Consider the following 26,668-nt stretch of genomic DNA (forward strand, 5'->3'; position numbering starts at 1 on the left):
CCAACCGTGACATGGCGCAGCGATAAAAATCCGCTGCGCACTTGGGAGAGATCCTTAACAACGGCTGGCGAGCCAAATAGTCAGCCGTCAGTTGAGGTTTCTCCAACACCCAGGAGGCGGGCAGCACTAAGGACAAACTTTCGCGGCGGCGGTAAGGACATCATGCAAGGTGGCGATGCACTGGACGTTGGGGCTATCAGGCAGATTTCCTGGGTTTACACGACCGCGGGATAACCGAGCCGGGAGCCCGGGCTGACTACGTAGTATTGGACAAACAGCTGAAGGTCATTGAAGGGAAATTGGTGGAAGTGCGATAGGCTGTTTCCCGCACGCCCCTTGCCGGACCCGCTATAACAACATCGCCAAAAATGAGCCGAATATCGCCAATAAGCTGGCAAACACGGCATGGGCACCGCGTAATAGCGCGGCGAAAATTACCATGCCAATTGACGCTATGGACACCAAAACCCGCGAAGGGTTTTCAATAATATAAGCCAAAAACACGTCCATTCCCTGTCTATCCTGAGCGTGATATTTCAAAATGTTGCAGGAGCTTAGCACGTCTTCCACTAAGTTGGTTTTGCTCTTTACAGGACATTACCTTCTGTATGCATTACCCCGAATTTTTATTAATTTTCAGTTAAATAGCTCGCCTTATCACCACACTCACCTAACTTTTCTCCCACAGCTGAAAGCTATTGTTGCTACAAAAAAAGCACAAAGTGTTATCCCATTGATTTTTAAGAGTTAAACCACATGTTTCAATAAAAATTTAACTATCGCGCTACTTAAGCAAGAACAATTAACTTGTGCACTATTTAATTGCGAGATATAAAAATTCCCATCACCACAACATAGCGTTCACAACATCAGAGAGAAAAATAATGAAACGTAAAATCACTGCCGCCAGCACCTTAGCGTTATCCATGTTATCTGCCAGCGCCTTCGCCGCGCCGGTCCTTGAACCAACCACTCAGGCTTTTCTCGACTCCCTGGCCGGTTCTACCCCGATTTATAAAATGACACCGGCCAATGCCCGCAAAGTGCTTGAAGGCGCGCAGGCCAAGCCCGACCATCTGCTGAATATAGACATCGAAGACAAAGTGCTACCCATTGGCCCGAAAGGAAAAACCAATATCCGTGTTATTCGCCCACAGGGCTTTAGCCAGAAACTGCCGGTGATTGTCTATTTCCACGGCGCAGGTTGGGTAATGGGCGACCAAAATACCCATGACCGTCTGGTTCGCGAATTGGCAGTAGGCAGCAAAGCCACGCTAGTGTTCGTGGATTACAGCCGCTCGCCGGAAAACCACTATCCGGTCGCGATTGAAGAAGATTACGCAGTGACGAAATATATTGCCGACCACGCCGATGAGTTCAACGTCGATGCCTCGCGGCTGGCCGTGGCCGGGGATAGCGTCGGTGGCAATATGGCGGCCGTGGTCACGCTGCTGGCAAAAGAGCGCAAAACGCCGGCGATTAAGTCCCAGCTGCTGTTCTACCCGGTGACCTCAGCCAATTTTGATAACGGCTCTTACCACGAATTCGCCCAAGGGCCGTGGTTAACCCGCGATGGCATGAAGTGGTTCTGGGATCAATACGAACCTAATGTCGCCAAACGCGAAGATATCTACCATTCGCCGCTGAATGCCACGATTGAACAGCTGAAAGGCCTACCGCAGGCAATGGTGATCACTGACGAAAATGACGTGCTGCGTGATGAAGGCGAAGCCTACGCCCGCAAACTGACTCAGGCCGGAGTACGCGTCACCGCAACCCGCTACGCCGGAACCATCCACGACTTCGTGCTGCTTAACGCGCTGTCACAAACGCCAGCAACCCGCGCGGCCATCAGCGAGGCGACGACCTTCCTGAGTGAAAGCTTGAAATAAGCTGTGCCGCATCTTCCCCTCCCCTGACTCGGGGAGGGAAATCCCATCGCGCTATGGCAGCTAAATCCCCAACACCAGTAGATCCATGGCAGCCACCACCTCATCTCTCGCACTGCTCGCATTCATCACCGGCTGATGCCGTAACTCCTGCAAGCGAATACTGGTCAGTAGATTGGTCATGATGAGGTAATACTGGCCCGAAACCTCGATGGAAGGATGTAATTGCTTGATAGCCTTGAGGTTGTTAATTGAGGTTAAAGGGATAACCACGCGCTCGTTGAGCCGTTCAAATAGCGGATTTTGGATATCCATAAAGAAGGGATACTTGCTCTTTCCCGCGCCAAGGTTTTCATAAATATCGAATTGCGCCATTACAACACGCCCCTTCCTTGTGAAAATAACTCGGCCTCTTCGGTGAAGGCATTGCATGAATCGATGGCTTGCTGATTGTCTTCCATGAACTGTTTCCTCTGCTGTTCCCTGACGGCTTCTTTCAACGCTTTATCAAAAGTCGCGGATAAATTAATGCCCAACGCTTTGGCTTGCTCCAGCAGCTCAGCGTTTAACGTGACGTTGGTTCTTCGCTTCGCCGTGGACGAATTAACTGGCATTACACACTCCTTGTACGCATCAACAATGCGCACAATACTTACACACTTCAGGCGCTCATGCCAATACATCTAACCTCCTTATTTCGCGGTGTTCTGAGTTCTATTTCCTGCGCCCAATAAAAAACGGCCCTTTCAGGCCGTTTCGTTTTACTCCATTCCTACTGATTAGCCACGCGCGGCGATGATACTTTCTGCGACGTTGCGCGGTGCCTCGGCGTAATGGTTGAACTCCATGGTGTAAGTTGCACGGCCTTGCGACATAGATCGCAGCGTAGTCGAGTAACCAAACATCTCGGAGAGCGGCACTTCGGCTTTAATAATTTTACCGCCGCCGCCCGCAATCTCTTCCATACCCTGCACCGTACCGCGACGAGAAGACAAATCGCCCATCACGCTACCGGCGTAGTCTTCCGGCGTTTCCACTTCAACGCGCATCATCGGTTCGAGGATCACCGGGCTGGCCTGACGCGCCGCCTCTTTGAAACCAAAGATAGCCGCCATCTTGAAGGCCATTTCCGAAGAATCCACCTCGTGGGAGGAACCGAAGGTCAGGGTCACTTTGACATCAACCACCGGGTATCCCGCCAAAATGCCGTTGTTCAGCGCTTCTACTACGCCTTTTTCCACCGCCGGAATAAATTCACGCGGCACCACCCCACCTTTGGTGGCATCAACAAAGGCAAAACCTTTGCCCGCTTCCTGCGGCTCGAGGGTGAATACCACGTGGCCGTACTGGCCTTTACCGCCGGACTGGCGCACAAATTTGCCGTCAACGTCAGTCACCGTTTTACGCACGGTTTCACGATAAGTCACCTGCGGCTTACCGATATTGGCTTCGACGCCAAACTCGCGTTTCATACGGTCAACGATGATCTCCAGATGTAACTCGCCCATGCCGGAAATGATCGTCTGCCCGGACTCTTCGTCAGTGCGAATACGGAACGACGGGTCCTCCGACGCCAACCGTGACAGCGCAATGCCCATTTTCTCCTGATCGGCCTTGGTTTTCGGCTCGATGGCCTGTGAAATCACCGGCTCAGGGAACTCCATGCGCACCAGAGTGATAATGTCAGATGGGTCGCACAGGGTTTCCCCGGTGGTCACATCTTTCAGGCCGACGCAGGCCGCAATATCACCCGCGCGGATCTCATCAATCTCAATACGATCGTTAGCATGCATCTGCACAATACGGCCGATTCGCTCTTTCTTGCCGCGCACCGGGTTGTAGACGCTATCGCCTTTCTTCAGCACGCCGGAATAGACGCGCACGAAGGTCAATTGCCCCACATAGGGGTCGGTCATCAGTTTGAACGCCAGCGCCGAGAACTTTTCGTTGTCGTCAGAATGGCGGAACACTTCCTGATCCTTCTCGTCGGTACCCGCGACCGGCGGGATGTCCAGCGGAGAAGGCATCAGTTCGACCACTGCGTCGAGCATGCGCTGCACGCCTTTGTTCTTAAAGGCGCTGCCGCACAGCATTGGCTGAATTTCACCGGCAATGGTGCGAATGCGCAGACCTTGAGTGATTTCGTCTTCGGACAGGTCCCCTTCTTCAAGGTACTTATCCATCAACGCATCATTGGCCTCAGCCGCCGCAGAAACCATTTTTTCACGCCACTCTTCGGCCAAAGCCTGCAACTCGGCGGGGATCGGCTCATAGCGGAAGGTCATGCCCTGCGTTTCGTCATCCCACAGGATGGCGCGCATTTTGCGTAAATCGACCACGCCGACGAAGTTCTCTTCGCTGCCAATCGGGATGACAATCGGCACCGGATTGGCCTTCAGCCGGTCAACCATCATCTGGCGAACGCGGAAGAAGTTAGCGCCAGGGCGGTCCATTTTGTTCACGAACGCCAGGCGCGGCACTTTATATTTGTTGGCCTGACGCCATACGGTTTCCGACTGTGGCTGCACGCCGCCGACCGAGTCATAGACCATCACCGCGCCGTCGAGCACACGCATTGAGCGCTCAACTTCAATGGTGAAATCGACGTGCCCTGGGGTGTCGATGATATTAATGCGGTGCGATTCAAACGAGTGATCCATCCCCTGCCAGAAACAGGTCACTGCCGCAGAAGTGATGGTGATCCCGCGTTCTTGTTCTTGCGCCATCCAGTCCGTCGTCGCACCGCCATCATGCACTTCACCCAGCTTATGATTCATGCCGGTGTAAAACAGGATGCGCTCGGTGGTGGTGGTTTTACCGGCGTCGATGTGTGCTGAGATACCAATATTGCGGTAGCGCTCAATGGGGGTTTGGCGAGCCATATAACGTCCTTACGTGATGGATGGCAAAGTTGACGCACTGCCTAGTGCAGTATTGCGTCATTTCATTTAACGAGAGGCATAATACAACTGTACGAGTATATTCGTACAATAAATTTATTCTATTAGTGAAATCGTTGTGATGTGTGCTTTAAAGAGTGTAGCTGTATGAGCTATATTGCGCGTCCCACGCATATCGGCGTGAAAGAAAGAGGATCATTCCAATGATAGCGAACCACCCCGAGCGCGAGCAGATTCGCTTAGAGAATGTACTGACAGCACTGGGCAATCCGCTGCGTTTAGCCGTTGTACGCACGCTAGCCAAAGGCGGCGAACACCCTTGCGGAACCCTGTTGCAGGGCTTGTCGAAATCGACCCTAACCCACCACTGGCGCGTGCTGCGCGACAGCGGCGTTATCTGGCAGCGCCCGGACGGCCGCGCCAACTTGTTATCTTTGCGTCGCGAAGATCTCGACGCACGCTTCCCCGGTTTACTCGACTCCCTGCTGAGCGCCATTGAATCCGACTCCAGCACGCTGGAAGCCACGGTGCGCCACATCTCCGAAGAACATCTTTAATTATCAATCAGCTGAGTGCGCAGCAACTCACAGAACGTATTGATAATCGCCGAGGCGTCGCTGTCTTCGCGGCGAGCCAAATAGAGTGGCGCGCTGAGCTGCGCCTGCGCCACCAGCGGCAGAAACACCATCCCTTCTCCGCCCAGTCGGGTGATTGATTGCGGCACAATAGACACGCCAAGCCCAGCGCCCACCAGGCTCAGGCATGAGGTCAGACGCGGCGCCTCCTGCACTATTTGCGGGCTAAACCCGGCACGGAAACAGGCTGCTAAAATGGCGTCATACAGCCCCTGTCCCGCCGGGCGTCGGTAAAGTACAAAAGGCTCGTTCGCCAAGAGCTTGAGTGAAATCGGCTCGTCGCGCGGCAGCGTTGCCAGCCGATGCCCCGCCGGGAGCGCCACCAGCATCGGCTCCTGCAACACGCGCTCCACCTTCAACTCGGGCATACCGTGAACCGGCATCCTGACGAACGCGAGGTCAATGCGCTGCGCCAGCACGCCCTGCAATAGCTCGGTGCTTCCCGCCTCCTCCAACTGGGTGCTCACCGTAGGGTAAATTTCCCGATAGCGGCGCAGCACTTCCGGCACAAAAGAGTGCAGCGCGGAAGAGCTGGTAAAGCCGACGGTAATACTTCCCTGCTTGCCCTGCGCCGCGCGCTGCATCGCCGCTTCCAGCTGGTCGGCGCGTGAAAGCAGCGCCCGCGCCTCTTGCAGCAGCACGCTTCCGGCATCGGTCGCCACCACGCCGCGCGGCTGGCGAACCAGCAGTGGAACGCCAAAATCCTGCTCCAGCCCCTGCAATAAGCGACTTAACGGCGGCTGCTGAATAAAAAGACGCTCGGCTGCGCGGGAAATACTGCCTTCTTCAACCACGGTAACAAACGCGCGGAGTTTTCGCAGATCCAGTTTTGACATACCTTTTAGGTATCCTTTGTGGTCATTAAATGCATTAGACATCATGGCACGCCGCCGCGCATTATGGCAAAAAAACCAGAGCGTAAAGCACGCTGTTCAGGGAATTGCCATTATGACTCAACACTCTATAGAGACTCGTTCTCACCATGAAAGCGACCTGCACTCACCCGACTGTCGACAACTGTTTATGGGCTTTTTCATTCTCGGGCTGACCGGATTTGGCGGCGTGCTGCCAATGGCGAGACACATGCTGGTCGAGAAGCGCCGTTGGCTGAGCGCTGAGCAATTCACCGAATTGTTAGGGCTGTGCCAATTTCTACCGGGCGGCAATATTATTAATTTATCCGTGGCGCTGGGGATGGAGTTTCGTGGGCTGCGCGGCGCGCTGTCGGCCCTGATGGGGCTGATTCTGGCGCCAACCATGTGCGTGGTGCTGCTCGGATTGGTGTATGCCCGTTATCAAAACGACGTGGTGATCGAGCATCTGTTTGCCGGGCTGGCGGCCGCGGCGGGTGGCCTGTTGCTCTCCACCGGCATCAGGATGCTGGCGCCGCTGTGGGGCAAATGGTTACAGCTAGCGCTGGTGGCGATTGGCGTTATTGCGATAGCCGGATTGCGAATGCCGATGCTCCCGGTAATGCTGGTACTGGCACCCATTAGTATTTTCATCTGTGCAAGGAGCAAAGCATGAGCGCGGTGCTGATTTCTCTCGCTTTACTCTTTACCCAGCTTTCCGTTTTGGCTTTCGGCGGCGGTAATACCATTCTGCCGGAGATGCAGCGCGAAGTGGTGCAAGTGCATCATTGGATGAGTGCTCAGGAGTTCAGCGCCCTGTTCGCCTTGGCGCAGGCGGCCCCCGGCCCGAATATGATGATAGTGCCGCTGGTTGGCTGGCAGGTGGCTGGCTGGGCGGGGCTGCTGGTGTCGTCTCTGGCGAAGTTCGGGCCCTCTTCCATCATTACGCTTATCGTAATGGGAGGCTGGAAGCGCTACAAAGACCGGCCATGGCGGAAAATCGTTCAGCGCGGACTGGTGCCGGTGACTGTCGGCTTGGTAGTCTCCAGCGGCTTGTTGATAGCCAAGGCCACGGCGCCGAATCTGAGCATGGCGGCGGTAATTGCTATCTGCACGCTGCTGGCGGTGAGCAAGCGTTTTCATCCGCTGTGGGTGCTGGCGGTGGGCGCGGTGCTGGGACTGGCGCTAGGTTAAGCCACAGTTTAAAACAAGAAACGGGCGCCGATGAGCGCCCGTTTTTATTTCTAACGTCGACTCATTAAGAGCAGAAGACGCGAGCATCACGCGGCGCGTAAATGCCAAACGTCAGCACGCGCAAGACCACATCAGGGAAGGTTTCCTGAACTTCAACACGCACGACTTTATCCGCACCGCCGCAGACTTTCGCCGCATCAATGGTCTTAGTCTGGCCGATACCGTTCAGGAAGAAGTGGTGCGTGACCTCTTTTTTAGGCTCAGAAGAGATGCCCTGATCCATATTAAACGTCTGCTGAGCACAACCGGTTAGCAGCACGGCAAAAAACGCGGTAAGTAAAACTTTTTTCATTTCATTAATCCCTTAAAAATTCCAACATTGTTGCAGGAGGGCAAAATTGCCCTTCCCAGCCCTTAACTGACCTTCAGTTTCATCCATGTGAAACTTGCCAATAAGACTCTGGTGAAAATGTGAAGTTCCGGCTTTTGCCTGTAGGGATCGTGAATGAGTTATGTAGCTTTTAAACTTACTGCTTCTAAGCCTTTTTCCGCCTGAGTTCAGATGTGAAAACGGGCGCACCAGGCGCCCGTTTAGCTAGGAAAAATTTCCTATTATGCGCAATAAACGCGCGCTTCACGTGGGGTGTAGATACCAAAGGTCACGATGCTCAGCAGAACGTTAGGGAAAGTTTCCTGAACTTCTACGCGAGAAACTTTATCTGCGCCGCCGCAGACTTTCGCCGCATCAACCATTTTATGCTGACCAATACCGCTAACGAAGAAGTGATGCGTGGTCACTTCTTTCGGCTTCGTGGCCACGCCCTGACCCAGGTTGAAAGTCTGTTGAGCACAACCGGACAGCAGCACGGCAAAAGCAGCGGTAAGTAATACTTTTTTCATCAAAAATCCCTTATTAACCCTAAAAATTAAATAGAACGACCAAGAACTGAATTCTTATCGGAAATTTAGGGCAAAGGTTTAGAGATATTTGAGTAATAAATAAAATTTACTCTACGACGCGTAGCCGACAGGAAGTAGGCAATACCATGAAAAATATAAGGATAAAAAACAACCTCATTTTAAAATTTTATTAAAAGTTCCCTTGAAATTGAAAAACAATAATGATAACAATTATCATTAAGTTTAGCATTCACGTAAGTTATGAATAAACACCCACTTTAAGCGGGTGTTTTTGTTGTGGGAATAACTCCCCGCGAATGCCCGGCTTTTAAGCTCAGATGACACCGTCATGGGCTTTTTACACACACTTTTTTCATAACTCGATATTTCATCTCGATATCTATAGGGACTTTGAATATGTTGTTGGCCTTCCCTCTAAAACGCTCGGTGCTCTTATGCGCCGTGGCGCTGACGCTTCCTGCTGCCTCATTCGCTGAAGATACCGTTGTTGTGACCGCAGCTCCGCCACAAACTGCCGACACGCCGACTCAGGGTTACAACGCGAAAACCAGTCGTACAGCAACCAAAACAGATCAGCCGATCATCACCACCGGTCAGGCTGTGTCAGTAGTGACTCGTCAGCAGATGGACGACCAGAACGCCACCACCGTTAACGCCGCGCTGAACTATACGCCGGGCGTGTTCACCAACTTCGCCGGTGGCGCAACGCGTTACGACACCATTTCTCTACGCGGTTTCCACGGCGGTGACGTCAACAACACCTTCCTCGACGGCCTGCGTATTCTGAGCGACGGCGGCAGCTACAACTCCATTCAGGTTGACCCTTGGTTCCTCGAGCGCATCGACGTGCTGAAAGGGCCATCTTCTGCTCTCTACGGTCAGAGCATTCCGGGCGGCATCGTGATGGAAACCTCCAAGCGCCCGCAATTTACTGAAGAGGGCCACTTCCGCCTGTCCGGCGGCACGCAAAACACCAAGGGCGGCGCGTTCGATTACACCAACGCCATTAATGATCAGTGGGCTTTTCGCCTGACTGGTATGACCCGCAGCAGCGACACTCAGTACGACCACCAGCGTGAAGAGCGTTATGCGATCTCTCCACAGCTGATGTGGCAACCGGATGAAAACACCTCCCTGTTACTGCGCGCTTATCTGCAAAAAGATCCGTCCGGTGGCTATCACGCCGCCGTGCCAGCCGACGGCAGCCTGTACGGCGATCGCCTGAGCCGTGGCTTCTTCGACGGCGAATCTTCGCTGAACCAGTTCAAACGCTGGGAGCAGATTTACAGCTACGAATTCCGCCACGCGTTTAACGACGTATGGTCTTTCCGCCAAAACACCAGCTACACCCACTCCAACACCGAGTTGGATCAGGTTTATCAGGCTGGCTGGAATGCCGATCGCACCTTGATGAATCGCTATTACAGTGGCGAAACCTCCTCCCTGGACAGCGTGGCCGTGGATAACCAGTTGGAAGCGGACTTCGCGACCGGCGAGCTGGAACATAAAGTGGTGGTTGGTTTCGACTACTCCTACTTTATGAATGACCTGAAATCTCTGGGCGCAACGGCCAGCCAATTGAACCCGTACACCGGCTACACCGGTGGTCCAAATCTGGCGTTCTACAGTGATAAAACCGGCAAAAACCGTTATGAGCAGAATGGCACTTACATTCAGGATGATATGGCGTGGAACCAGTGGCACCTGACCCTGTCCGGCCGCTATGACCGTCTGAAAACTAAAACGGCCGCCGTGGACACCATCGGCCTGACCGACGTGACCACTGAGCGTACTGACAGCCACTTCAACAGCCGCGCTTCCCTGCTTTACGCGTTTGAAAATGGCATCTCTCCATACGTCAGCTACAGTCAGGCGATGACCCCTTCTGCTCTGCCGGGTCCAAACAACACCCTGCTGAAACCGATGCAGAGTGAGCAATACGAAGCCGGTATCAAGTACCAGCCGGTCGGCACTTCCGACATGTATACCGCGGCGATTTATGATCTGACGCAGGACGACGTGGGCAACCGCGTGGTGGTCGGCAGCTACTATGAGCCAGCGGGTAAAATCCGTTCACAGGGCCTTGAGCTGGAAGCGAAGAAGCAAGTTACCGATCGCTTTAACGTGATGGCAGGTTACACCTACAACAAAGTGCGCTTTGACGATTCAACCACTAACGACGGCAACACCCCTTACGTGACGCCAAAACAGATGGCTTCTATCTGGGGCCAGTACAATACGCCGGTCGGTGTTGATCTGGGCGCGGGCGTGCGTTACATCGGCACTCAGTGGGCGGATAACGAAAACACCGTGCACATGCCGTCTGCCACGCTGGTTGATGCTTCCGTTCGTATGAACCTGGCGCAGTTCAACCCGCAGCTGAAAGGCGCGTACGTGCAGTTGAATGCTAACAACCTGTTCGACAAGAAATATGTCGCGGCCTGTTACGGCACCAGCTACTGCTATTGGGGTCAGGAGCGCACCGTGGTCGCCACCGTGGGTTACGACTTCTAATTGCTGACTTAAAAGGGAAAACCTTCACACGTTGCCCTTGAGTACAAAAAAACAAAGCCCTGAATGTTCAGGGCTTTTTTATTACTACGAATCAGGCCGGATCAGTGATTAATAAGCGACAGCCGGGCCATGATGCGTTTTTTGGCAGCGGCTAAGAGGGCATCCGACTTGGCAATGTCCGGCTCACAGCGCGCCAATGACAGCGTGCCCATCAGCTCGGCGCTCAGCGCCACCGCCGCCGTTTCTGGCTGATCCACGCCCATCTCGCGCAGTTGGCCAATCACCATGCCACGTAGCCTGCCGATGCCTTGGGCGAAAGCCGTGCGGCACGGCGGCGTCATACGCGGCGCTTCGGTGAGTAATACTGCCACCGGACAGCCCTGCGACGGGTTGTCCCGATGCCACGGCGATAGGTAGAAGTCGATATATCCCGCCAACTGTTCGCGCGGGGCCAAATCTTGGTTGTCTCTATCCCAGCGCGCCATGCTTTGGTCAAACATTTGGCCGATGGCGGCCTCAACCAGAGCCTCTTTCGAAGCGAAGTGAGCATAAAATCCGCCATGGGTTAACCCAGCCTGGCTCATCACCCCGGCTACGCTGACCTTTTCCGGACCATTAATGCGAATTGCCTTAGCCGCCTCTTTGAGGATCTGCTCGCGAATTTTCGCCTTATGTTCACTTTCGTAACGCATGATTAACTCCCTGATTGGTGAGACCTCTAGCCCGGATAGTCTACCGCAGCGCGCCGCGACATTCACTCATGCAGGCTAACCTTGGCATCAACGGACAAGCCCGGTCGCAGCGCAGCCAGCCCCTGCTGATCACTATCGAGATGAATGCGCACCGGCACGCGCTGAACGATTTTGGTGAAGTTCCCCGTGCCCGGCTCAAATGGCAACAGCGCGAAGGTGGAACCCGACCCCGGCGCCAGACTGTCCACCACGCCGTGTAATTTCACATCGGGCAGCGCATCGACGCTAACGGATACTTTCTGCCCCGGCTGAATATGCGCGGTTTGCGTCTCTTTAAAGTTCGCCACCACGTACAGATCATTGAGCGGCACCAGCGTCATCAGGCGCTGTCCCGGCGTCACGTAGTCACCAATTTGCACCTGTCGGTTGCCGACCACGCCGTCAATCGCCGCCGTGATGGTGGTATGGCGCTGATCCTGCTGGGCTAAATCTAATGCCGCCTGCGCCTTCTGCAACGCGGCCTGCGCCAGTGCCAGCGATGCCTGGATCTCAGCACGCTGGGCATGAGTCACCTGCGCCTGATTCTGCGCCACGTCCAGCATCGCGCTGGCATGGGCGGCATTCTGCTCGGCGGTCACGGCGGTGGTTTTGAAGCGTTCGGCGTCATTGCGTGAAGTCGCGCCGCTGTTGACCAGCGACTGATAACGCCGCTGCTCGTCTTGAGCGTGTTGCTGCTCGGCGAGGGAAGAACGGATGGCGGTGCGCGCGGCCTGTTGGGCCTCAACCTGCGCCCTAGCATCGGCCACGTCACCCTCCGCCGCCGCGACGCGCGCGTTGAACTCTTCACTGTCGATCACCACCAGCGGCTGCCCCGCCTTCACCCACTGGTTATGTTTCACCAGCACGTTGGAGATAAAGCCTTTGACCCTCGGCGCGACGGTGGTGGCGTCAGCACTGACGTAAGCGTCGTCGGTTGATTCTGACGACGGCGCGGCCAGTAGCCACGCAGCACCGCCCAATGCCACCGCCAGCGCAATACCGCTCACCACCCAAATGCGCGGCGAACGGCGCGATTTCTCTTTCCCCTGAATGTCCGACGCCCCGTTAACTGTTGCTTCACTCATTTTTCTTCTCACTCATTGCATGATGGTGATCATATTAATATGATGCGCATCATATAAACAAGTTCAAAAAGGTGTTTGATATGTCAGAAGCGACCGCTCCCTCTTCTGCCGCCCCGGCGATCGCCCCCAGCGACCTGCCCACTGCGCGCAAATTTTTAATCTTCAGCGTCATGGCTTTCGGCATGTTTTTGGCTCTGATCGACATTCAGATCGTCGCCGCCTCGCTCAATGACGTGCAGGCCGGACTCTCCGCCGGCCCGGATGAAATCAGCTGGGTGCAGACCTCTTATTTGATTGCCGAACTGGTAATGATCCCCTTCTCGGCCTTTTTGACTCAGGCGCTCTCCACTCGCTGGCTCTTTAGCGCCTCGGCGGCGCTGTTTACCCTCAGCAGCATTGGCTGCGGGCTGGCGTGGAATATCGAGTCGATGATCTTCTTCCGCGCGCTGCAAGGCTTTACCGGGGGGGCGATGGTGCCGACGGTGTTCTCCACCGGCTTTGCGCTGTTCAAAGGCAAGCAGCAGGCGCTGATCCCGGCGATTTTGGGCATGGTCAGCGTGCTGGCCCCGACGCTCGGCCCGACCGTCGGCGGCGTAGTCACCGAATGGCTCGACTGGCGCTGGATATTCTTCATCAATATTGTGCCGGGGGTGCTGGTGGCCATTGGCGCGGTGATGTTCATTCATGTCGACCAAGCCGATTTCCCGATGCTCAAACGCATCGACTGGGTGCATCTGTTCTCAATGGCAATTGCGCTGGGCTGTCTGGAGTACGTGCTGGAAGAGGGGCCGCGGCAGAACTGGTTTAGCGACCCGGACATTCAGATCTCAGCCTGGTTTTCACTGGTGGCGTTTGTGCTGTTTTTGGAGCGTTCTTTCTATTCGAAAAACCCGATTGTGCGCCTGACGCCCTTCCGCGACCCGACCTTTACCTTTGCCTGCGTATTTAATCTGGTGATTGGTTTTGGGTTATACGCCTCGACCTACCTGACGCCGGTTTTTCTTGGACGCATTCGTGATTTCAACAGCTTACAGATTGGTACCACCGTGTTTGTGGTGGGGATTGGGCAGTTCTTCAGCACCATTTTGGCCGCCAGACTGATTGGCAAAGTGGATCGCCGCATACTGATCACCGCCGGGCTGATTGGCTTTTCAACCAGCATGTGGCTGACCTCGCAAGTCACGCCCGAGTGGGGCGCGGATCAGTTCTTGTGGCCGCAAATCGTCCGTGGGCTGTTTATCATGCTGTGCATTGTGCCGAGCGTAAACATGGCGCTTACCGCCTTTCAGGGGCCGGAACTGCGCTACGCATCGGGCTTATTCAATCTGATGCGCAACCTTGGCGGCGCTATTGGTATCGCCACGGTGAACACCTGGTTGCAGGACTGGACTCGCGAACACACCGCGCACTTTGGCGACGTATTAGGCCGTTACGGGCAAGAGGCGCAGACGGTGATAGGCGGCCTGGCGACGCGCATTGGGCAACTGACGCCGGATTCGGCTCATGCCTTGCTGATGGCGAAAAACCTGTTTGGCATCAAGGTCGCCAATGAAGCCTTCACGCTGGCTTTCAATGATGTCTTTATGCTGATGGCGTGGATGTTTTTGGCGGCTTTATTGATGGTGCCGTTTTGTCGGAAATAACGGTTTAGTGTCATGAAATGTAAAACGTCTGTGATCCTACTTCCAAAAAATGCGATTGTTTAGGGAACTTTTCCGACATCCTGTAAAAGCTTTGGCCTGTTTGAAATAAATCCTTATAATTGGCGGCCCAGAAATGTGATTGGTTACACATAAAGATTCTCGTTCAGGTCAAGTGTGTACCTACAATAGTCATCCGGTTGTTTCTGTTAACACCGGGGGAACACTTCGACAACAACTGCCTGTGTGGCATTAAGAACCAACGACAAATATGAAAATGAGCATTCGCGCTATCCTTACTATGGTTTTGGCAGTTGCTGCGTACAGCCAGTCAGCTTCGGCCGTGGTGTATCCTCTTCCTGCCAATGGCGGGCGGTTAGTCGGGGAAAACATCACCGTTACCGTTCCAGAAAACAGCAAATTACCTCTTGAGAGTTTTGCCGCACAGTATCAAATGGGCCTGAGCAACATGCTCGAAGCCAACCCAGGCGTGGACCCGTTCCTGCCAACGCCGGGCACCGTGTTGACTATTCCTCAGCAGCTGATCCTGCCAGATACCCCGCATGAAGGTATCGTAGTAAACAGTGCTGAAATGCGTCTTTACTACTATCCGAAGGGCAGCAACACCGTGGTGGTATTGCCAATCGGTATCGGTGAATTAGGCAAAGATACCCCACTGAACTGGACAACCACCATCCAGCGTAAGAAAGCCGGTCCAACCTGGACACCAACGGCGAAAATGCACGAAGAGTACGCGTCTCGCGGTGAATATCTTCCAGCGGTATTCCCTGCTGGCCCGGACAACCCAATGGGTCTGTACGCGCTGTACGTTGGTCGCCTGTATGCGATTCACGGGACTAACGCCAACTTTGGTATTGGCCTGCGCGTGAGCCACGGCTGTGTTCGTCTGCGTGATGCTGACATCAAATGGCTGTTCGACAACGTGCCGCAAGACACTCGCGTACAGTTCATCAACGAGCCGCTGAAAGCCACCGTTGAGCCAAACGGTAAGCGTTACATTGAGATCCATAACCCACTGTCTGCTAACCAGGAAGAGTTTGACTCGCAAGAGCCACTGCCTGTTTCTCTGACTGGCAAAGTGGGCGCAGTCGCCATGGACCCAAGCGTTAACCAAACAATCGTACAGCGCGCTATCGAACTGCGTTCCGGTATGCCGACTCAGGTTAACTAAGTCTCTCATGTAGACCTGCCTGAAGCCCCTTTCGAGGGGCTTTTTTATTTTCCTCGCTAAAAATCCTTCATGTCATAAAAGCGTCACGCCGCTGACTTATGCTCCCGTGTAACAAAGTACGACAAACTGTATCTCTTGTTTTCTGGTCTTCATTACACGGAGTTTTGTTATGCACCTGCCTCTCTCTTTTGTTGCTCGTTCTGTGGTTACCGCCCTGCTTCTGACTTCTGCCAGCAGCGCGATTGCCGATGACGCCCTAACCTCCCGCGCCGCCAAAGGCGACATCACCGAACAAGGCGGCGCGCGCCGTTTGACCGGCGATCAGACCGAAGCCCTGAAAGCGTCATTGACCAATAAGACGGTAAAAAACGTCATCCTGCTGATTGGCGATGGCATGGGCGACTCAGAAATCACCTCGGCGCGTAACTATGCCGAAGGCGCGGGCGGCTACTTCAAAGGCATCGATGCCCTGCCGTTAACGGGCCAATACACTCACTACTCTTTGGATAAGAAGAGTCACAAACCCGACTATGTGACGGACTCCGCGGCCTCTGCCACGGCATGGTCTAGCGGCGTGAAGACCTATAACGGCGCGCTGGGTGTGGATGTGAATGGCAAAGATCACGTAACGATTCTGGAACTGGCGAAAGCCGCGGGTAAAGCGACGGGTAACGTTTCCACTGCAGAATTGCAAGATGCGACCCCTGCCGCGCAAATCTCCCACGTCACCTCCCGAAAGTGCTACGGCCCGGAAGAAACCAGTGAGAAATGCCCGACCAATGCGCTGGAAAACGGCGGCAAAGGTTCAATCACCGAGCAGTTGATCAAAGCACGGGCTGACGTGACCCTGGGCGGCGGCGCGAAATCATTCAATCAGTTAGCCAAAAGCGGTGATTTCGCGGGGAAATCCCTGAAGGATCAGGCGACCGCACAGGGCTATCAGTGGGTGGAAAACGCCGATGAACTGACAAAAATCACCCTCGCCGACCAGCAAAAACCGCTGCTAGGCCTGTTCTCGCCGGGCAATATACCCGTGCGCTGGAATGGTCCGAAAGCCAGCTATCACGGCAATATCGACAAGCCGGCCGTCACCTGCGAAGCCAATCCACAGCGCACCAGCGACATTCCAACGCTTGCCGCAATGACCGAGAAAGCCATCGATCTGCTGAAAACGCAGGAGAAAGGCTTCTTCCTGCAAGTTGAAGGGGCGTCCATCGATAAACAAGACCACGCGGCAAACCCGTGCGGCCAGTTTGGCGAAACCGTTGATTTGGACGAAGCCGTGCAGAAAGCGCTGGAATTTGCTCGTAAAGACGGCAATACGCTGGTTATTGTGACCGCCGACCACGCGCACTCCAGCCAGATTGTGGAGAAAGATGCCAAAGCGCCGGGGCTGACGCAGACCCTGACCACCAAAGACGGTGCGCCAATGACCATCAGCTACGGCAACTCGGAAGAGGATTCGCAAGGCCATACCGGCACTCAGCTGCGCGTCGCGGCCTACGGCCCGTTTGCGGCCAACGTGGTGGGACTGACGGATCAAACTGACCTGTTCTTCACCATGAAAGAGGCCATGGCGATTAAATAAGTCATCATGCCGCAAGATGTAAATCAGTCATTTAATCAATAAGCAAAAGGCCGGAAAGTGCAGACTTTCCGGCCTTTTTTTTTCAACCTGAATCACTCGTAAGTAATGGTGAAATTAGCGACAGCGTTAGCATCCCCCGGGGTGATTTTGTCCCCAATCTGCATATAAGCAGCCGTTAACGGGATACTTTACGTTCCGGTCATCTGCCTGCATTTCTCTGCATAACAATCCCAATTGACGTTTTTAAGATCCCCTCCAGCCCCTTTCGTCTCCGCTGCCAATACCCTCATTTTAAATTAAGAAGTCATTTTCATCATAGTCCCTTAGTCGTTAACATTCGCTTCCTGACGAAGTTAATTTATTTATTAAAATAATTAATGCATCGTGCAACTCTTCAATGCGAGAATATTCTTACCTTTTCTGCTAAAATTCATCACTACCTAAAAGCAAAGTAATATTGAAGTCATACTAAAAACCATGCCGTCATGATACTAGCATTCACTAAATCTATAATATATTTTATCTATGCAGTTTCATTTTTTCTAGATACTATTTTTATTAATTAGCATATTAACAGTAAAACCATCCCACTATTTCAAAAGGACTTTGAAACTATTAACAAAGTAACAATTAAAAATTAAAGTGTTGCCCTCTATCTTATTGAGCTTTATTTTCTTAGTATTTTTGGCGCAATACAAAAATCATTCATGCACCAACTGATTGTAACTTAAATCATTTGTAGCATTTATATATAACAAAGTTTATTTACATTTACGGGGAGGTAATTGTGAACCCTGACATACAAAAAGATGATTTTAAGAAAGATGACCTAAAGAGGGATAAAAGCTTTGACTACAACCTTCTTACCACTTTTCACGCGATCTACTCGCAGAAAAGCGTCACTAAAGCCTCAGTATTGTTGAATATCAGCCCTTCTGCTGTCAGCCAGTCATTAAATAAGTTGCGCGGTTACTTTTCAGACCCCCTCTTTGTCCGTGAAGGGAGTAACCTTTCAGCAACCGTCACGGCGGTGAATCTGTTTTCGGCCACACAGGAAAGTTTTGAGACATTAACCAGAAATGTCTCGGTTTATATGAACTCCACGGCGCGAAATAGATTAATTGTTAGCTGCCCACCTTATATCTCAATGCGCGTACTTCCCGTATTGATGGAATTGGTCAAAGAAATCATGCCCAATACCAAAGTGGTTCATGCCGATAATGGCAGTTCGGTCATGCTCTCAAGCGAAGCATTGCAATATCGTAAAGCAGACTTAGTCTTTGACTGCGACCCTCATTACAGTTCTTCTTCTGTCACCTACCCTATTTTAAATGAACAACTAACATTTATTTGCCGCAAAGAACATCCAAGATTACGTCATTCAATCAACAAAGAGCAGGCGGCATTAGAGCAATTTTCTATTTTTGAATCGGACGGCCCGGCGATCAAACTTGCTCAGCAAAGTATCAATGAAAATATTGGCGAAAGAGTCTTTTCTTTCCGCAGCAGTTCACTCTTTTCAATTCTATCCGTCGTTGAAAACTCGGACACCATTGCTATTGTGCCAACCTGGCTTTTCATAAAAGTCGAACATGCGTTTAATATAAAAAGCTTGAGCACTGAATTTCCTTTATCGCCCATCAGTATCTATATGGTGCACAATAAAACCTCATTGCAAAATAAAGCTTTAGGTATGATCGTGGAAAAAATCAATCATCATTTTAGCGCGTAGCCTTGAAGTATGAAGAATCTCGTTTGGCAGACCTCCCCCTCTTTTAGACGACTATTCTATTGAGTTTTGAATTTTTACTTAGATAACTAAATGAAACGCCCCTTTCTCACTTGGTATCAACTAAGTGATTAGAGTATAGTTCTTGCGCTGCGGCAAAATCCGCAGCCGGGATTTGCACCCTGAATACCACAACGTTGACGTATATATAATATTTATACGTCAGCCTTTGCACACCTATTGCTCATTACTCGTTCACGTAATAAACAATGCTTCTATGGTGGCTCAGGCGGGGCAGCCTTCGGGCTGGCCGGTGATCCGTTGTGGCCGGTAGTGCAAACTCCGTCTGGGCTATCACCCAAGGGATTTGCACCTCTTAGGGTGTTAGTAATCATCACTTTGCAACGGATCATGCGAAATGACGACCAATAAAAAATCTCAAGATATCGATCTATCTCGCTCTACATCTCAGGCTTCGGTGGGCTCTCATCGTTTTCAGAACTGGCATCCGGCCGATATTATTGCTGAGCTGCACAAACGAGGCACCACGCTGGCAGCCCTATCCCGCCAATCCGGCCTCTGCTCTTCAACCCTGTCAAACGCGCTTTGCCGCCGCTGGCCTCGGGGAGAGATGCTGATCGCCAATGCGCTGGGTATGACGCCAGCTGAAATTTGGCCAACGCGCTATTTCCACCCCGATGGCACGCTGATTGTTAAAAATCGGAAAAAAGCCAAATAACCTGAGCTAACCCAAGCGATGAAGGCAGGAGCTTCGGCTTCTAACTTGACGTCATCGCTTTTTCACGCAGTGAGTTTTGATTTTCACGCCAACGCGTAAATCTGAACTGTTATAGCTCTATTTCACTTTTCTGTTACTGTTATATCTCACCCGCCCTGTGGTTAAATCCCCTCCTCGCTAAGCTTTACTGTTGTACCGCCCCTTTCACTGAAACCTCATTTGCAAATGTTGTTGCGCCAAAATGGCTTATGACGCCTAAGCTGAAAGGGTTACCACGCAAAAAAGAGGTTGTTATGCTTGGTCTAGACGCGCTAGAACTGGCCCGTATCCAGTTTGCTTTCACCGTATCGTTTCATATCATTTTCCCCGCTATCACCATCGGTCTGGCCAGCTTCTTGGCCGTGCTCGAAGGGCTGTTGCTCAAAACTAAGAAAGAGGAATATCGCGACCTGTATCACTTCTGGTCGAAAATTTTCGCCGTGAATTTTGGCATGGGCGTGGTGTCCGGGCTGGTCATGGCGTACCAATTTGGCACCAACTGGAGCTTCTTCTCCTCCTTCGCGGGCAGCATCACCGGCCCGTTATTGACCTACGAAGTACTCACCGCCTTCTTCCTCGAGGCTGGCTTCCTCGGCGTGATGCTGTTCGGCTGGAACCGCGTTGGCCCCGGCCTGCACTTCTTTGCTACCTGCATGGTGGCGCTCGGCACCCTGATGTCCACCTTCTGGATCCTGGCATCCAACAGTTGGATGCAGACGCCGCAGGGCTTTGAAATCGTCAACAATCAGGTGGTACCGGTGGATTGGCTGAAAGTCATTTTCAACCCCTCCTTCCCGTACCGGCTGCTGCACATGACCACCGCCGCCTTTCTCTCCTCTGCCTTCTTTGTCGGCGCCTCTGCGGCCTGGCACCTGCTGCGCGGGCGCGATACCCCGGCGATGCGCACCATGTTGTCGATGGCGATGTGGATGGCCCTGATCGTTGCACCGATTCAAGCTTTCCTAGGCGACGCTCACGGTCTGAATACCCTCAAGTATCAGCCCGCGAAGATTGCCGCGATTGAAGGCCATTGGGAGAATAAAGACAGCAAGCCGTCGCCGCTGGTGCTGATTGGCTATCCCGACATGAACCGCGAAGAGACGCGCTACGCCATTGAGATCCCGTGGCTCGGCAGTCTGATTCTGACCCACAGTCTGGATAAGCAGATCCCGGCGCTCAAATCCTTCGCCAAAGAGGACCGGCCAAATTCCAGCATCATCTTCTTCTCCTTCCGCATCATGGTTGGGCTAGGCCTGCTGATGATTTTGGCGGGCGTCTGGAGCCTGTGGCTGCGCAAGCGCGGCACCTTGTATAGCTCGCGCGCCTTCCTGCGCTTTGCTTTGTGGATGGGGCCTTCCGGCCTGTTGGCGCTGCTTGCCGGTTGGTTCACGACGGAAATTGGCCGCCAGCCTTGGGTGGTGTATGGCCTGCTGCGCACCAAAGATGCGGTATCCGGCCACGGCGCAATGCAGATGAGCATCAGCCTGCTGCTGTTTATTGTGATTTATTGCTCGGTGTTTGGCGTGGGTTACGCCTACATGATGCGCCTGATCCGCAAAGGTCCTGTGGCTCATGAAGGTGCTGAAACCACCCACGGCGGGCCAGGCCAGCATCGCACTCCGGCAAGGCCGCTGTCTGCTGCACAGGAATCTAACGACGACCAGAATAAGGGTAACCACCATGGGTATTGATCTTCCGCTAATCTGGTTTTTAATCATCGTCTTTGGCGTGATGATGTACGTGGTCATGGACGGATTTGACCTAGGCATTGGCATTCTCTTCCCGCTGGTTAAGGCGGAGCATGAACGCGACGTAATGATGAACACCGTCGCGCCGGTGTGGGACGGCAATGAGACCTGGCTGGTGCTTGGCGGCGCGGCGCTGTTTGGTGCCTTCCCGCTGGCCTACGCCGTGATCTTGGACGCACTGGCTATTCCGCTAACCTTGATGCTGTTTGGCCTGATTTTTCGCGGCGTGGCCTTTGAGTTTCGTTTCAAAGCCACGGCGGAGAAGCGCCATATCTGGGACAAAGCCTTTATCTGGGGTTCGCTGTTCGCCACCTTCAGTCAGGGCGTAGTGCTCGGGGCGGTGATTAACGGCATTCCGGTGGTGAATCGCGCCTACGCGGGCGGCCCGCTGGACTGGCTTTCCCCCTTTACGCTGTTCTGCGGTGTGGGTCTCGTGGTGGCTTACGCCCTGCTCGGCTGTACCTGGCTGATTATGAAAACCGAAGGCCCGTTGCAGGAAAACATGCAGCGCCGCGCAAAACCTCTGCTATTAGTGTTCCTGCTGGTGACCGCCATTATTAGTCTTTGGACGCCCCTCGCCCACAGCGCGATTGCCGACCGATGGTTCACCATGCCGAATATCCTCTGGTTCTTGCCAGTGCCGGTGCTAGTGGTGCTGGTCTCCATCTGGATGCTGCGCGCGGTAAACCGTAAGTCGCACCATGCGCCTTTCTTGCTGACGTTGGCGCTGATTTTCCTTGGCTACAGTGGCTTAGGCATCAGTATTTGGCCGAACATCATACCGCCCTCCATCACCTTCTGGCAGGCCGCCGCCCCGCCGCAAAGCCTTGGCTTTATGCTGGTTGGCGCGCTGGTGATCATCCCGATAATTTTGGTTTACACCTTCTGGAGCTACTACGTGTTCCGCGGCAAAGTCACCCCGGATCAGGGTTATCATTGAGGTGAAATATGAAGAAACTGATCAGAGAAATGGATGATGAGAAGGTTATCCGTCAGCCTTGGTGGAAGCGCGTAGGCTGGCTGGCAATTATCTGGCTAGGCAGCGTGTTAGCCCTGTTTGCCGTGGCGTCGGTGTTTAGGTTGCTGATGACAGCGGCGGGGATGAAAAACCATTAAGTTAAAATTTGAGACTTGCTTTTGCTCCTCCCCCTGAAAAGGGGGAGGCTGGGAGGGGGTATTGCAATAATCTCAGTGCCTTATATGAGAATAATACCCCACCCCAGCCCTCCCCTTACCAGGGGAGGGAGCAGAAATCACTTAGTAATATTATTCAGCAGATTGTCCAGACGGTCGTCATCTATGCCCTCGGGCTCGAGGTGCGCGGTGACGTCGGCGGCGGTGAACAACTTGCTGACGGCGATTTCAGCGGCGTCGCCAATATCATGGCCGACGTCCACGGACAGCGACCCATCCACTTCCACATGAAACTCGACGAAAACCCGGTCGCCGCCGTTACGGGTGCGAATATCATGCACCCCGCGCACGCCCGCCACGCTCAGCACCGCCGCCTTCACGCGCTTGCGATCTTCAATATCTAACTCGCGGTCCAGCAGCTGCTTGAGCGCATCTCCCGCCATGCCGCGTGCATTCCAAATCATATAGAAAGAGATAAGCAGCGCGCCGATGGAGTCAGAACGCGTCCAGCCGAGGTGACGTTCGAGCACCAAGGCAATCAGCACCGCGAGGTTAACCGCCACGTCGGTGACGTAGTGCGCACGGTCGGCGGCAATAGCGGTGGAGCCAGTACGCTTCACCACGTAGGTTTGCATCAATACCAGCCCGACGGCCGCGCAGCAGCTGCCGATAATCACCCAAATACCCAGCCCCAGCTGTGCCAGCGGCTGTGGATTAATGATGCGGCCGATAGACTCACCGCCGAGCACCAGACCCGCCGCGCCGAGCAGCAGAGCCTGCACGAAGGCGGCAACCGCCTCGGCTTTGCCATGGCCGTAGCGATGGCCTTTGTCCGCCGGTCGCCCGGCGTAGCGCACGCCAATCAGCGTCACCAGCGAGGCCAACACGTCAACTAAGCCATCCGCCGCCGAGGTTAACAGGGCAATCGAGCCGGTGGCGGCCCACGCCCACACTTTGATAAACACCAGCACCAGTGCGACGCACACGGAGATCAGCGAGGCCACGCGCGTTAGGCCACGGTAAGGGATTGGACGGCTCATTGAGCGCCCCGCAAGTTCATAAAATAGGAAGAATTAGTCACGCGCTGTTCCTGATACGGCGATTCCATAAAGTGAAAATACGCACAGATAAAATTAAAGCCAAGCCACGCATTATACATCTTCACGCGCTTTTTCGGAGCATACCTATAGTGTGGATCTTCGTGCTCTAACATAGGTAAGTTGACGGTTATTTACTTGCTTTTACATCAATACAATCTAGGGTAAAACGAGAATTGTTTCATTTAACGTTCGGCCTAGCGCCGATAACCAGATGAGTATTATGACAACGAATAAAAATGACGCCAACCGTCCTGACGAATCATCGTCTCCAGACACCTCCAACGAACTCGACTCCAGCCAAGTTAAATCAGGCGAAGGTTACCGCTCACCCTCTTCCGACGAGGGTAAAAAGCAGGATAAAAAGTCGTCAGATGAAGAAGATAAGGGCGAAGATGAAGAAGATAAGGGCGAAGATGAAGAAGGCGAAAAGCGCAAAGGCCCGGGCAAAAAGCCGCTAATTATTCTCGGCCTGGTGGTGATCATCATGGTGATTGTGGCGCTGGTGTGGTGGTTCATGACCAAGGACCAAATCAACACCGATGACGCTTTTACCGAAGGTGACGCTGTCACAATCGCCCCAAAAATCTCCGGTTACGTGACCAATCTGGCGGTCAAAGACAACCAGTTGGTGAAAAAAGGCCAGCTGTTAGTGCAGATTGACCCACGAGACGCCACGGCGCAGCGCGATCAGGCACAGGCCCAGCTGGGCGTTGCCGTCTCGCAACTGCATCAGGCTCAGGTGCAATATGACTTGTCCAAAGTGCAGTATCCGGCCCAGCTGGCGCAGGCTCAGGCGCAGCAGACCCGCGCCGAAGCCAACTTGCTCAATGCCACCGCCGACTTCCGTCGTCAGCGCGGCGTCGACCCAAGAGCCACCTCGCAACAGAACATTGATACCGCCAGTGCACAATTGCGTTCCGCTAAGGCTGATTTAGAAAATGCCAAGGCGCAGGTGCAAGTCGCGGCGCAGGTTGAGTTGCAAATACGTCAGGCCGAAACCAACGTCGAAGCCCGTCAACAGCAGGTCGAACAGGCGAAAGCCCAGCTGGAAACCGCCAATCTCAACCTCTCCTACGCCGACGTGCGCGCGCCTTATGACGGTTACGTCACCATGCGTAATGTGCAGTTAGGCACTCTGGTTCAGGCCGGTTCTTCGCTGTTCTCGATTGTTTCTCCAAATATCTGGATCGCCGCCAACTTCAAAGAGTCCCAGCTTGAGCGCATGCGCCCCGGCAACAAAGTGGTTATCAAGATTGATGCCTATCCGGATATCGAACTGCACGGCCACGTAGACAGCGTGCAGCAAGGCACCGGCTCGCGCTTCTCGGCCTTCCCGGCGGAAAACGCCACCGGCAACTATGTGAAAATTGTCCAGCGCGTGCCGGTGAAAATCGTCATCGACAGTGGTTTAGATCCAAAACAGCCATTGCCACTTGGCCTGTCAGTTGACCCAACGGTAACTGTGGAATGAGTGACGATCGCAGCGGCTGGAGACCCTCCAGTAACCCGTGGGCGGTTGCCGCCGTCGTGACCATCGCGGTGTTCATGGAAATTCTGGACACCACGATTGTCAACGTGGCACTGCCCCACGTCGCCGGCTCCCTCTCCTCCAGTTACGACGAGTCCACCTGGGTGCTCACCTCGTATCTGGTGGCGAACGGCATCGTGCTGCCAATCTCGGCGTTCCTTAGCCGGGTGTTGGGGCGCAAAAACTATTTCCTGATCTGTATCGCGATGTTCACCGTCTGCTCCTTCCTGTGCGGCATCGCCACCGAGCTGTGGCAGATGATCCTGTTCCGCATTTTGCAGGGCTTCTTTGGCGGCGGCCTCCAGCCGATTCAGCAATCCGTGCTGCTCGACTACTTCGCGCCGAAAGATCGCGGCAAAGCTTTTGGCCTGTCATCCATCGCCATTATCGTGGCCCCGGTAGTCGGCCCAACGCTAGGTGGCTATATCACCGATAACGTCAGCTGGCGCTGGATTTTCTTCATCAACATTCCGGTGGGGATCATCGCCCTGCTGGCTATTTACCAGCTGTTGGAAGACCCGCCGTGGGAGCGCAAAGCCAAAGGCAAGTTGAGTATCGACTATATCGGTATCGGGCTGATTGCCCTTGGGCTGGGCTGTTTGCAGGTAATGATGGACCGAGGCGAGGACGACAACTGGTTCAACTCGGCCTTTATCGTCACCTTTGCGGTTCTGGCGGCAATTGGCATTGTCGGCGCAATCTACTGGCTGCTCTACGCTAAGAAACCGGTGGTTAACCTGCGCTGCCTGAAAGATCGCAACTTTGCCGTCTCCAGCCTGCTGATGGCCGGGATGGCGATGATTCTTTATGGCAGCTCGGTGGTGATTCCTCAGCTGGCCCAGCAGCAGTTGGGCTATACCGCGACCTTATCCGGGCTGGTGATGTCGCCGGGGGCGATTCTGATTGTACTGTCGATCCCGCTGGTACTGAAGCTGATGCCGATTGTGCAGACGCGCTACATCATCGCCTTTGGCTTCTTCCTGCTGGGAGCTTCCTTCCTCTATTCCGGCAGCCTGACGCCAAACGTCGATTTCGAAACGCTGGTGATGTACCGCAGCGCCCAGTCTCTCGGCCTCGGTTTCCTGTTTGTGCCGCTGACCACCATCGCGTTTGTGACCATACCTCAACGCCTGAACGCCGACGCCTCGGCGCTGTTCACCATGTTCCGTAACGTGGCAGGGTCGATTGGTATTTCACTGGCGACCGCGGGCGTGACCGAGCGAACTCAGGCACACAGCGCCCATATGGTGCATAACATGACGCCGCTGAATGAGCAGTTCAATCAGGCCGTGAGCCGCAGTGCCGCCGCCATTCGCGACTTCGCCCACGTGGTTGGCGACCCGATGCAGCTCGCCACCGCGCGCATGTATCAGGAGATGATTTCCCAGTCGCGCATTCTGGCTTACATCGACGTGTTCAGCTATTGCGCCATTGTTGCCGCTATTTTGATCCCCTTCTGTTTTCTGCTTTCGCCAGTTAAGAGCGAAGGCAATGCCGGAGCACACTGATAA

At 53.7% G+C, this 26,668-nt stretch carries 24 protein-coding genes; 15 read left to right on the plus strand and 9 right to left on the minus strand.

Going from position 1 to position 26,668, the window contains the following annotated elements; all coding sequences use genetic code 11:
- The first annotated feature begins 884 nt into the window (after positions 1-884).
- Positions 885-1,892: an alpha/beta hydrolase gene (locus ACT3RT_RS06385; protein ID WP_353501725.1), complete on the plus strand. Its 1,008-nt coding sequence runs from the start codon at positions 885-887 to the stop codon at positions 1,890-1,892.
- 60 nt (positions 1,893-1,952) lie between these two features.
- On the opposite strand, the gene ACT3RT_RS06390 is transcribed toward ACT3RT_RS06385, so the two are convergent.
- From ACT3RT_RS06390 to fusA, 3 genes are all read right to left on the minus strand, one after another.
- Positions 1,953-2,264, minus strand: a complete 312-nt coding sequence (locus tag ACT3RT_RS06390) for a CcdB family protein (RefSeq protein ID WP_353501724.1) — start codon at positions 2,262-2,264, stop codon at positions 1,953-1,955.
- Positions 2,264-2,572, minus strand: coding sequence for a type II toxin-antitoxin system CcdA family antitoxin (locus ACT3RT_RS06395; protein ID WP_496202687.1), 309 nt, complete (start codon positions 2,570-2,572; stop codon positions 2,264-2,266). Before ACT3RT_RS06395 ends, ACT3RT_RS06390 begins: the two co-directional genes overlap by 1 nt.
- A 96-nt stretch (positions 2,573-2,668) precedes the next feature.
- On the minus strand, positions 2,669-4,771 hold the full coding sequence (gene fusA / locus ACT3RT_RS06400; protein ID WP_496202688.1) for an elongation factor G: 2,103 nt from the start codon (positions 4,769-4,771) through the stop codon (positions 2,669-2,671).
- 221 nt (positions 4,772-4,992) lie between these two features.
- Here fusA and ACT3RT_RS06405 point away from each other — a divergent pair, with 221 nt between their 5' ends.
- Entirely contained in the window at positions 4,993-5,346 is a 354-nt protein-coding gene (locus ACT3RT_RS06405) for an ArsR/SmtB family transcription factor (RefSeq protein WP_034789596.1), read from the plus strand.
- Here the strand turns inward: ACT3RT_RS06405 and ACT3RT_RS06410 are convergent.
- A complete protein-coding gene (locus tag ACT3RT_RS06410) occupies positions 5,343-6,260 on the minus strand; it encodes a LysR family transcriptional regulator (RefSeq protein ID WP_485903216.1) in 918 nt (305 codons plus the stop codon). The genes ACT3RT_RS06405 and ACT3RT_RS06410 overlap by 4 nt on opposite strands.
- Positions 6,261-6,372: 112 nt before the next feature.
- Here ACT3RT_RS06410 and ACT3RT_RS06415 point away from each other — a divergent pair, with 112 nt between their 5' ends.
- On the plus strand, positions 6,373-6,951 hold the full coding sequence (locus ACT3RT_RS06415) for a chromate transporter (RefSeq protein WP_496202689.1): 579 nt from the start codon (positions 6,373-6,375) through the stop codon (positions 6,949-6,951).
- Positions 6,948-7,469 (plus strand): chromate transporter, encoded by a 522-nt coding sequence (locus ACT3RT_RS06420; protein WP_353501719.1) that lies wholly within the window; start codon positions 6,948-6,950, stop codon positions 7,467-7,469. The genes ACT3RT_RS06415 and ACT3RT_RS06420 overlap by 4 nt, the downstream gene beginning before the upstream one ends.
- Positions 7,470-7,533: 64 nt before the next feature.
- On the opposite strand, the gene ACT3RT_RS06425 is transcribed toward ACT3RT_RS06420, so the two are convergent.
- Both ACT3RT_RS06425 and ACT3RT_RS06430 read right to left on the minus strand, forming a co-directional pair.
- A complete protein-coding gene (locus ACT3RT_RS06425) occupies positions 7,534-7,821 on the minus strand; it encodes a Bor family protein (protein WP_185688001.1) in 288 nt (95 codons plus the stop codon).
- A 260-nt stretch (positions 7,822-8,081) separates the two neighbouring features.
- On the minus strand, positions 8,082-8,369 hold the full coding sequence (locus ACT3RT_RS06430; RefSeq protein ID WP_034789579.1) for a Bor family protein: 288 nt from the start codon (positions 8,367-8,369) through the stop codon (positions 8,082-8,084).
- Between the two features lie 417 nt (positions 8,370-8,786).
- Between ACT3RT_RS06430 and ACT3RT_RS06435 the strand changes: the two genes are divergently transcribed.
- The gene (locus tag ACT3RT_RS06435) at positions 8,787-10,904 is read left to right on the plus strand and encodes a TonB-dependent siderophore receptor (protein WP_353501717.1); all 2,118 of its coding nucleotides are present in this window, start codon (positions 8,787-8,789) and stop codon (positions 10,902-10,904) included.
- 101 nt (positions 10,905-11,005) lie between these two features.
- Here the strand turns inward: ACT3RT_RS06435 and ACT3RT_RS06440 are convergent, their stop codons facing one another.
- The gene (locus ACT3RT_RS06440; RefSeq protein ID WP_496202690.1) at positions 11,006-11,596 is read right to left on the minus strand and encodes a TetR/AcrR family transcriptional regulator; all 591 of its coding nucleotides are present in this window, start codon (positions 11,594-11,596) and stop codon (positions 11,006-11,008) included.
- Between the two features lie 62 nt (positions 11,597-11,658).
- A complete protein-coding gene (locus tag ACT3RT_RS06445) occupies positions 11,659-12,720 on the minus strand; it encodes an HlyD family secretion protein (protein ID WP_496202691.1) in 1,062 nt (353 codons plus the stop codon).
- Positions 12,721-12,800: 80 nt separating this feature from the next.
- Between ACT3RT_RS06445 and ACT3RT_RS06450 the strand changes: the two genes are divergently transcribed.
- The 8 genes from ACT3RT_RS06450 (at position 12,801) to ACT3RT_RS06485 (ending at position 22,511) form a co-directional block, all read left to right on the plus strand.
- Positions 12,801-14,363 carry a DHA2 family efflux MFS transporter permease subunit gene (locus tag ACT3RT_RS06450; protein WP_496202692.1) on the plus strand — a complete coding sequence of 521 codons (1,563 nt, stop codon included), beginning with the start codon at positions 12,801-12,803 and terminating at the stop codon, positions 14,361-14,363.
- 268 nt (positions 14,364-14,631) lie between these two features.
- Positions 14,632-15,552 carry a L,D-transpeptidase family protein gene (locus tag ACT3RT_RS06455; RefSeq protein WP_485903221.1) on the plus strand — a complete coding sequence of 307 codons (921 nt, stop codon included), beginning with the start codon at positions 14,632-14,634 and terminating at the stop codon, positions 15,550-15,552.
- 169 nt (positions 15,553-15,721) lie between these two features.
- Positions 15,722-17,140, plus strand: a complete 1,419-nt coding sequence (phoA, locus tag ACT3RT_RS06460; RefSeq protein WP_496202693.1) for an alkaline phosphatase — start codon at positions 15,722-15,724, stop codon at positions 17,138-17,140.
- 787 nt (positions 17,141-17,927) lie between these two features.
- The gene (locus ACT3RT_RS06465; RefSeq protein WP_496199741.1) at positions 17,928-18,872 is read left to right on the plus strand and encodes a LysR substrate-binding domain-containing protein; all 945 of its coding nucleotides are present in this window, start codon (positions 17,928-17,930) and stop codon (positions 18,870-18,872) included.
- Positions 18,873-19,287: 415 nt separating this feature from the next.
- Positions 19,288-19,608 (plus strand): helix-turn-helix domain-containing protein, encoded by a 321-nt coding sequence (locus ACT3RT_RS06470; protein WP_485903224.1) that lies wholly within the window; start codon positions 19,288-19,290, stop codon positions 19,606-19,608.
- 293 nt (positions 19,609-19,901) lie between these two features.
- A complete protein-coding gene (locus ACT3RT_RS06475; RefSeq protein ID WP_496202694.1) occupies positions 19,902-21,338 on the plus strand; it encodes a cytochrome ubiquinol oxidase subunit I in 1,437 nt (478 codons plus the stop codon).
- Complete coding sequence (cydB, locus tag ACT3RT_RS06480) at positions 21,328-22,335, plus strand: cytochrome d ubiquinol oxidase subunit II (RefSeq protein ID WP_353501708.1); 1,008 nt, start codon at positions 21,328-21,330, stop codon at positions 22,333-22,335. Before ACT3RT_RS06475 ends, cydB begins: the two co-directional genes overlap by 11 nt.
- 29 nt (positions 22,336-22,364) lie before the next feature.
- Positions 22,365-22,511 (plus strand): DUF2474 domain-containing protein, encoded by a 147-nt coding sequence (locus ACT3RT_RS06485; protein ID WP_496202915.1) that lies wholly within the window; start codon positions 22,365-22,367, stop codon positions 22,509-22,511.
- A 137-nt stretch (positions 22,512-22,648) separates the two neighbouring features.
- Here the strand turns inward: ACT3RT_RS06485 and ACT3RT_RS06490 are convergent, their stop codons facing one another.
- Positions 22,649-23,569, minus strand: coding sequence for a cation diffusion facilitator family transporter (locus tag ACT3RT_RS06490; RefSeq protein ID WP_396132579.1), 921 nt, complete (start codon positions 23,567-23,569; stop codon positions 22,649-22,651).
- A gap of 280 nt (positions 23,570-23,849) precedes the next feature.
- Here ACT3RT_RS06490 and ACT3RT_RS06495 point away from each other — a divergent pair, with 280 nt between their 5' ends.
- The gene (locus ACT3RT_RS06495; protein ID WP_496202695.1) at positions 23,850-25,100 is read left to right on the plus strand and encodes an HlyD family secretion protein; all 1,251 of its coding nucleotides are present in this window, start codon (positions 23,850-23,852) and stop codon (positions 25,098-25,100) included.
- Positions 25,097-26,665, plus strand: coding sequence for a DHA2 family efflux MFS transporter permease subunit (locus ACT3RT_RS06500; RefSeq protein WP_486029946.1), 1,569 nt, complete (start codon positions 25,097-25,099; stop codon positions 26,663-26,665). Before ACT3RT_RS06495 ends, ACT3RT_RS06500 begins: the two co-directional genes overlap by 4 nt.
- Positions 26,666-26,668 lie beyond the last annotated feature (3 nt).

This window comes from Ewingella sp. AOP9-I1-14 (assembly GCF_052375995.1).
GTDB lineage: Bacteria > Pseudomonadota > Gammaproteobacteria > Enterobacterales > Enterobacteriaceae > Ewingella > Ewingella allii.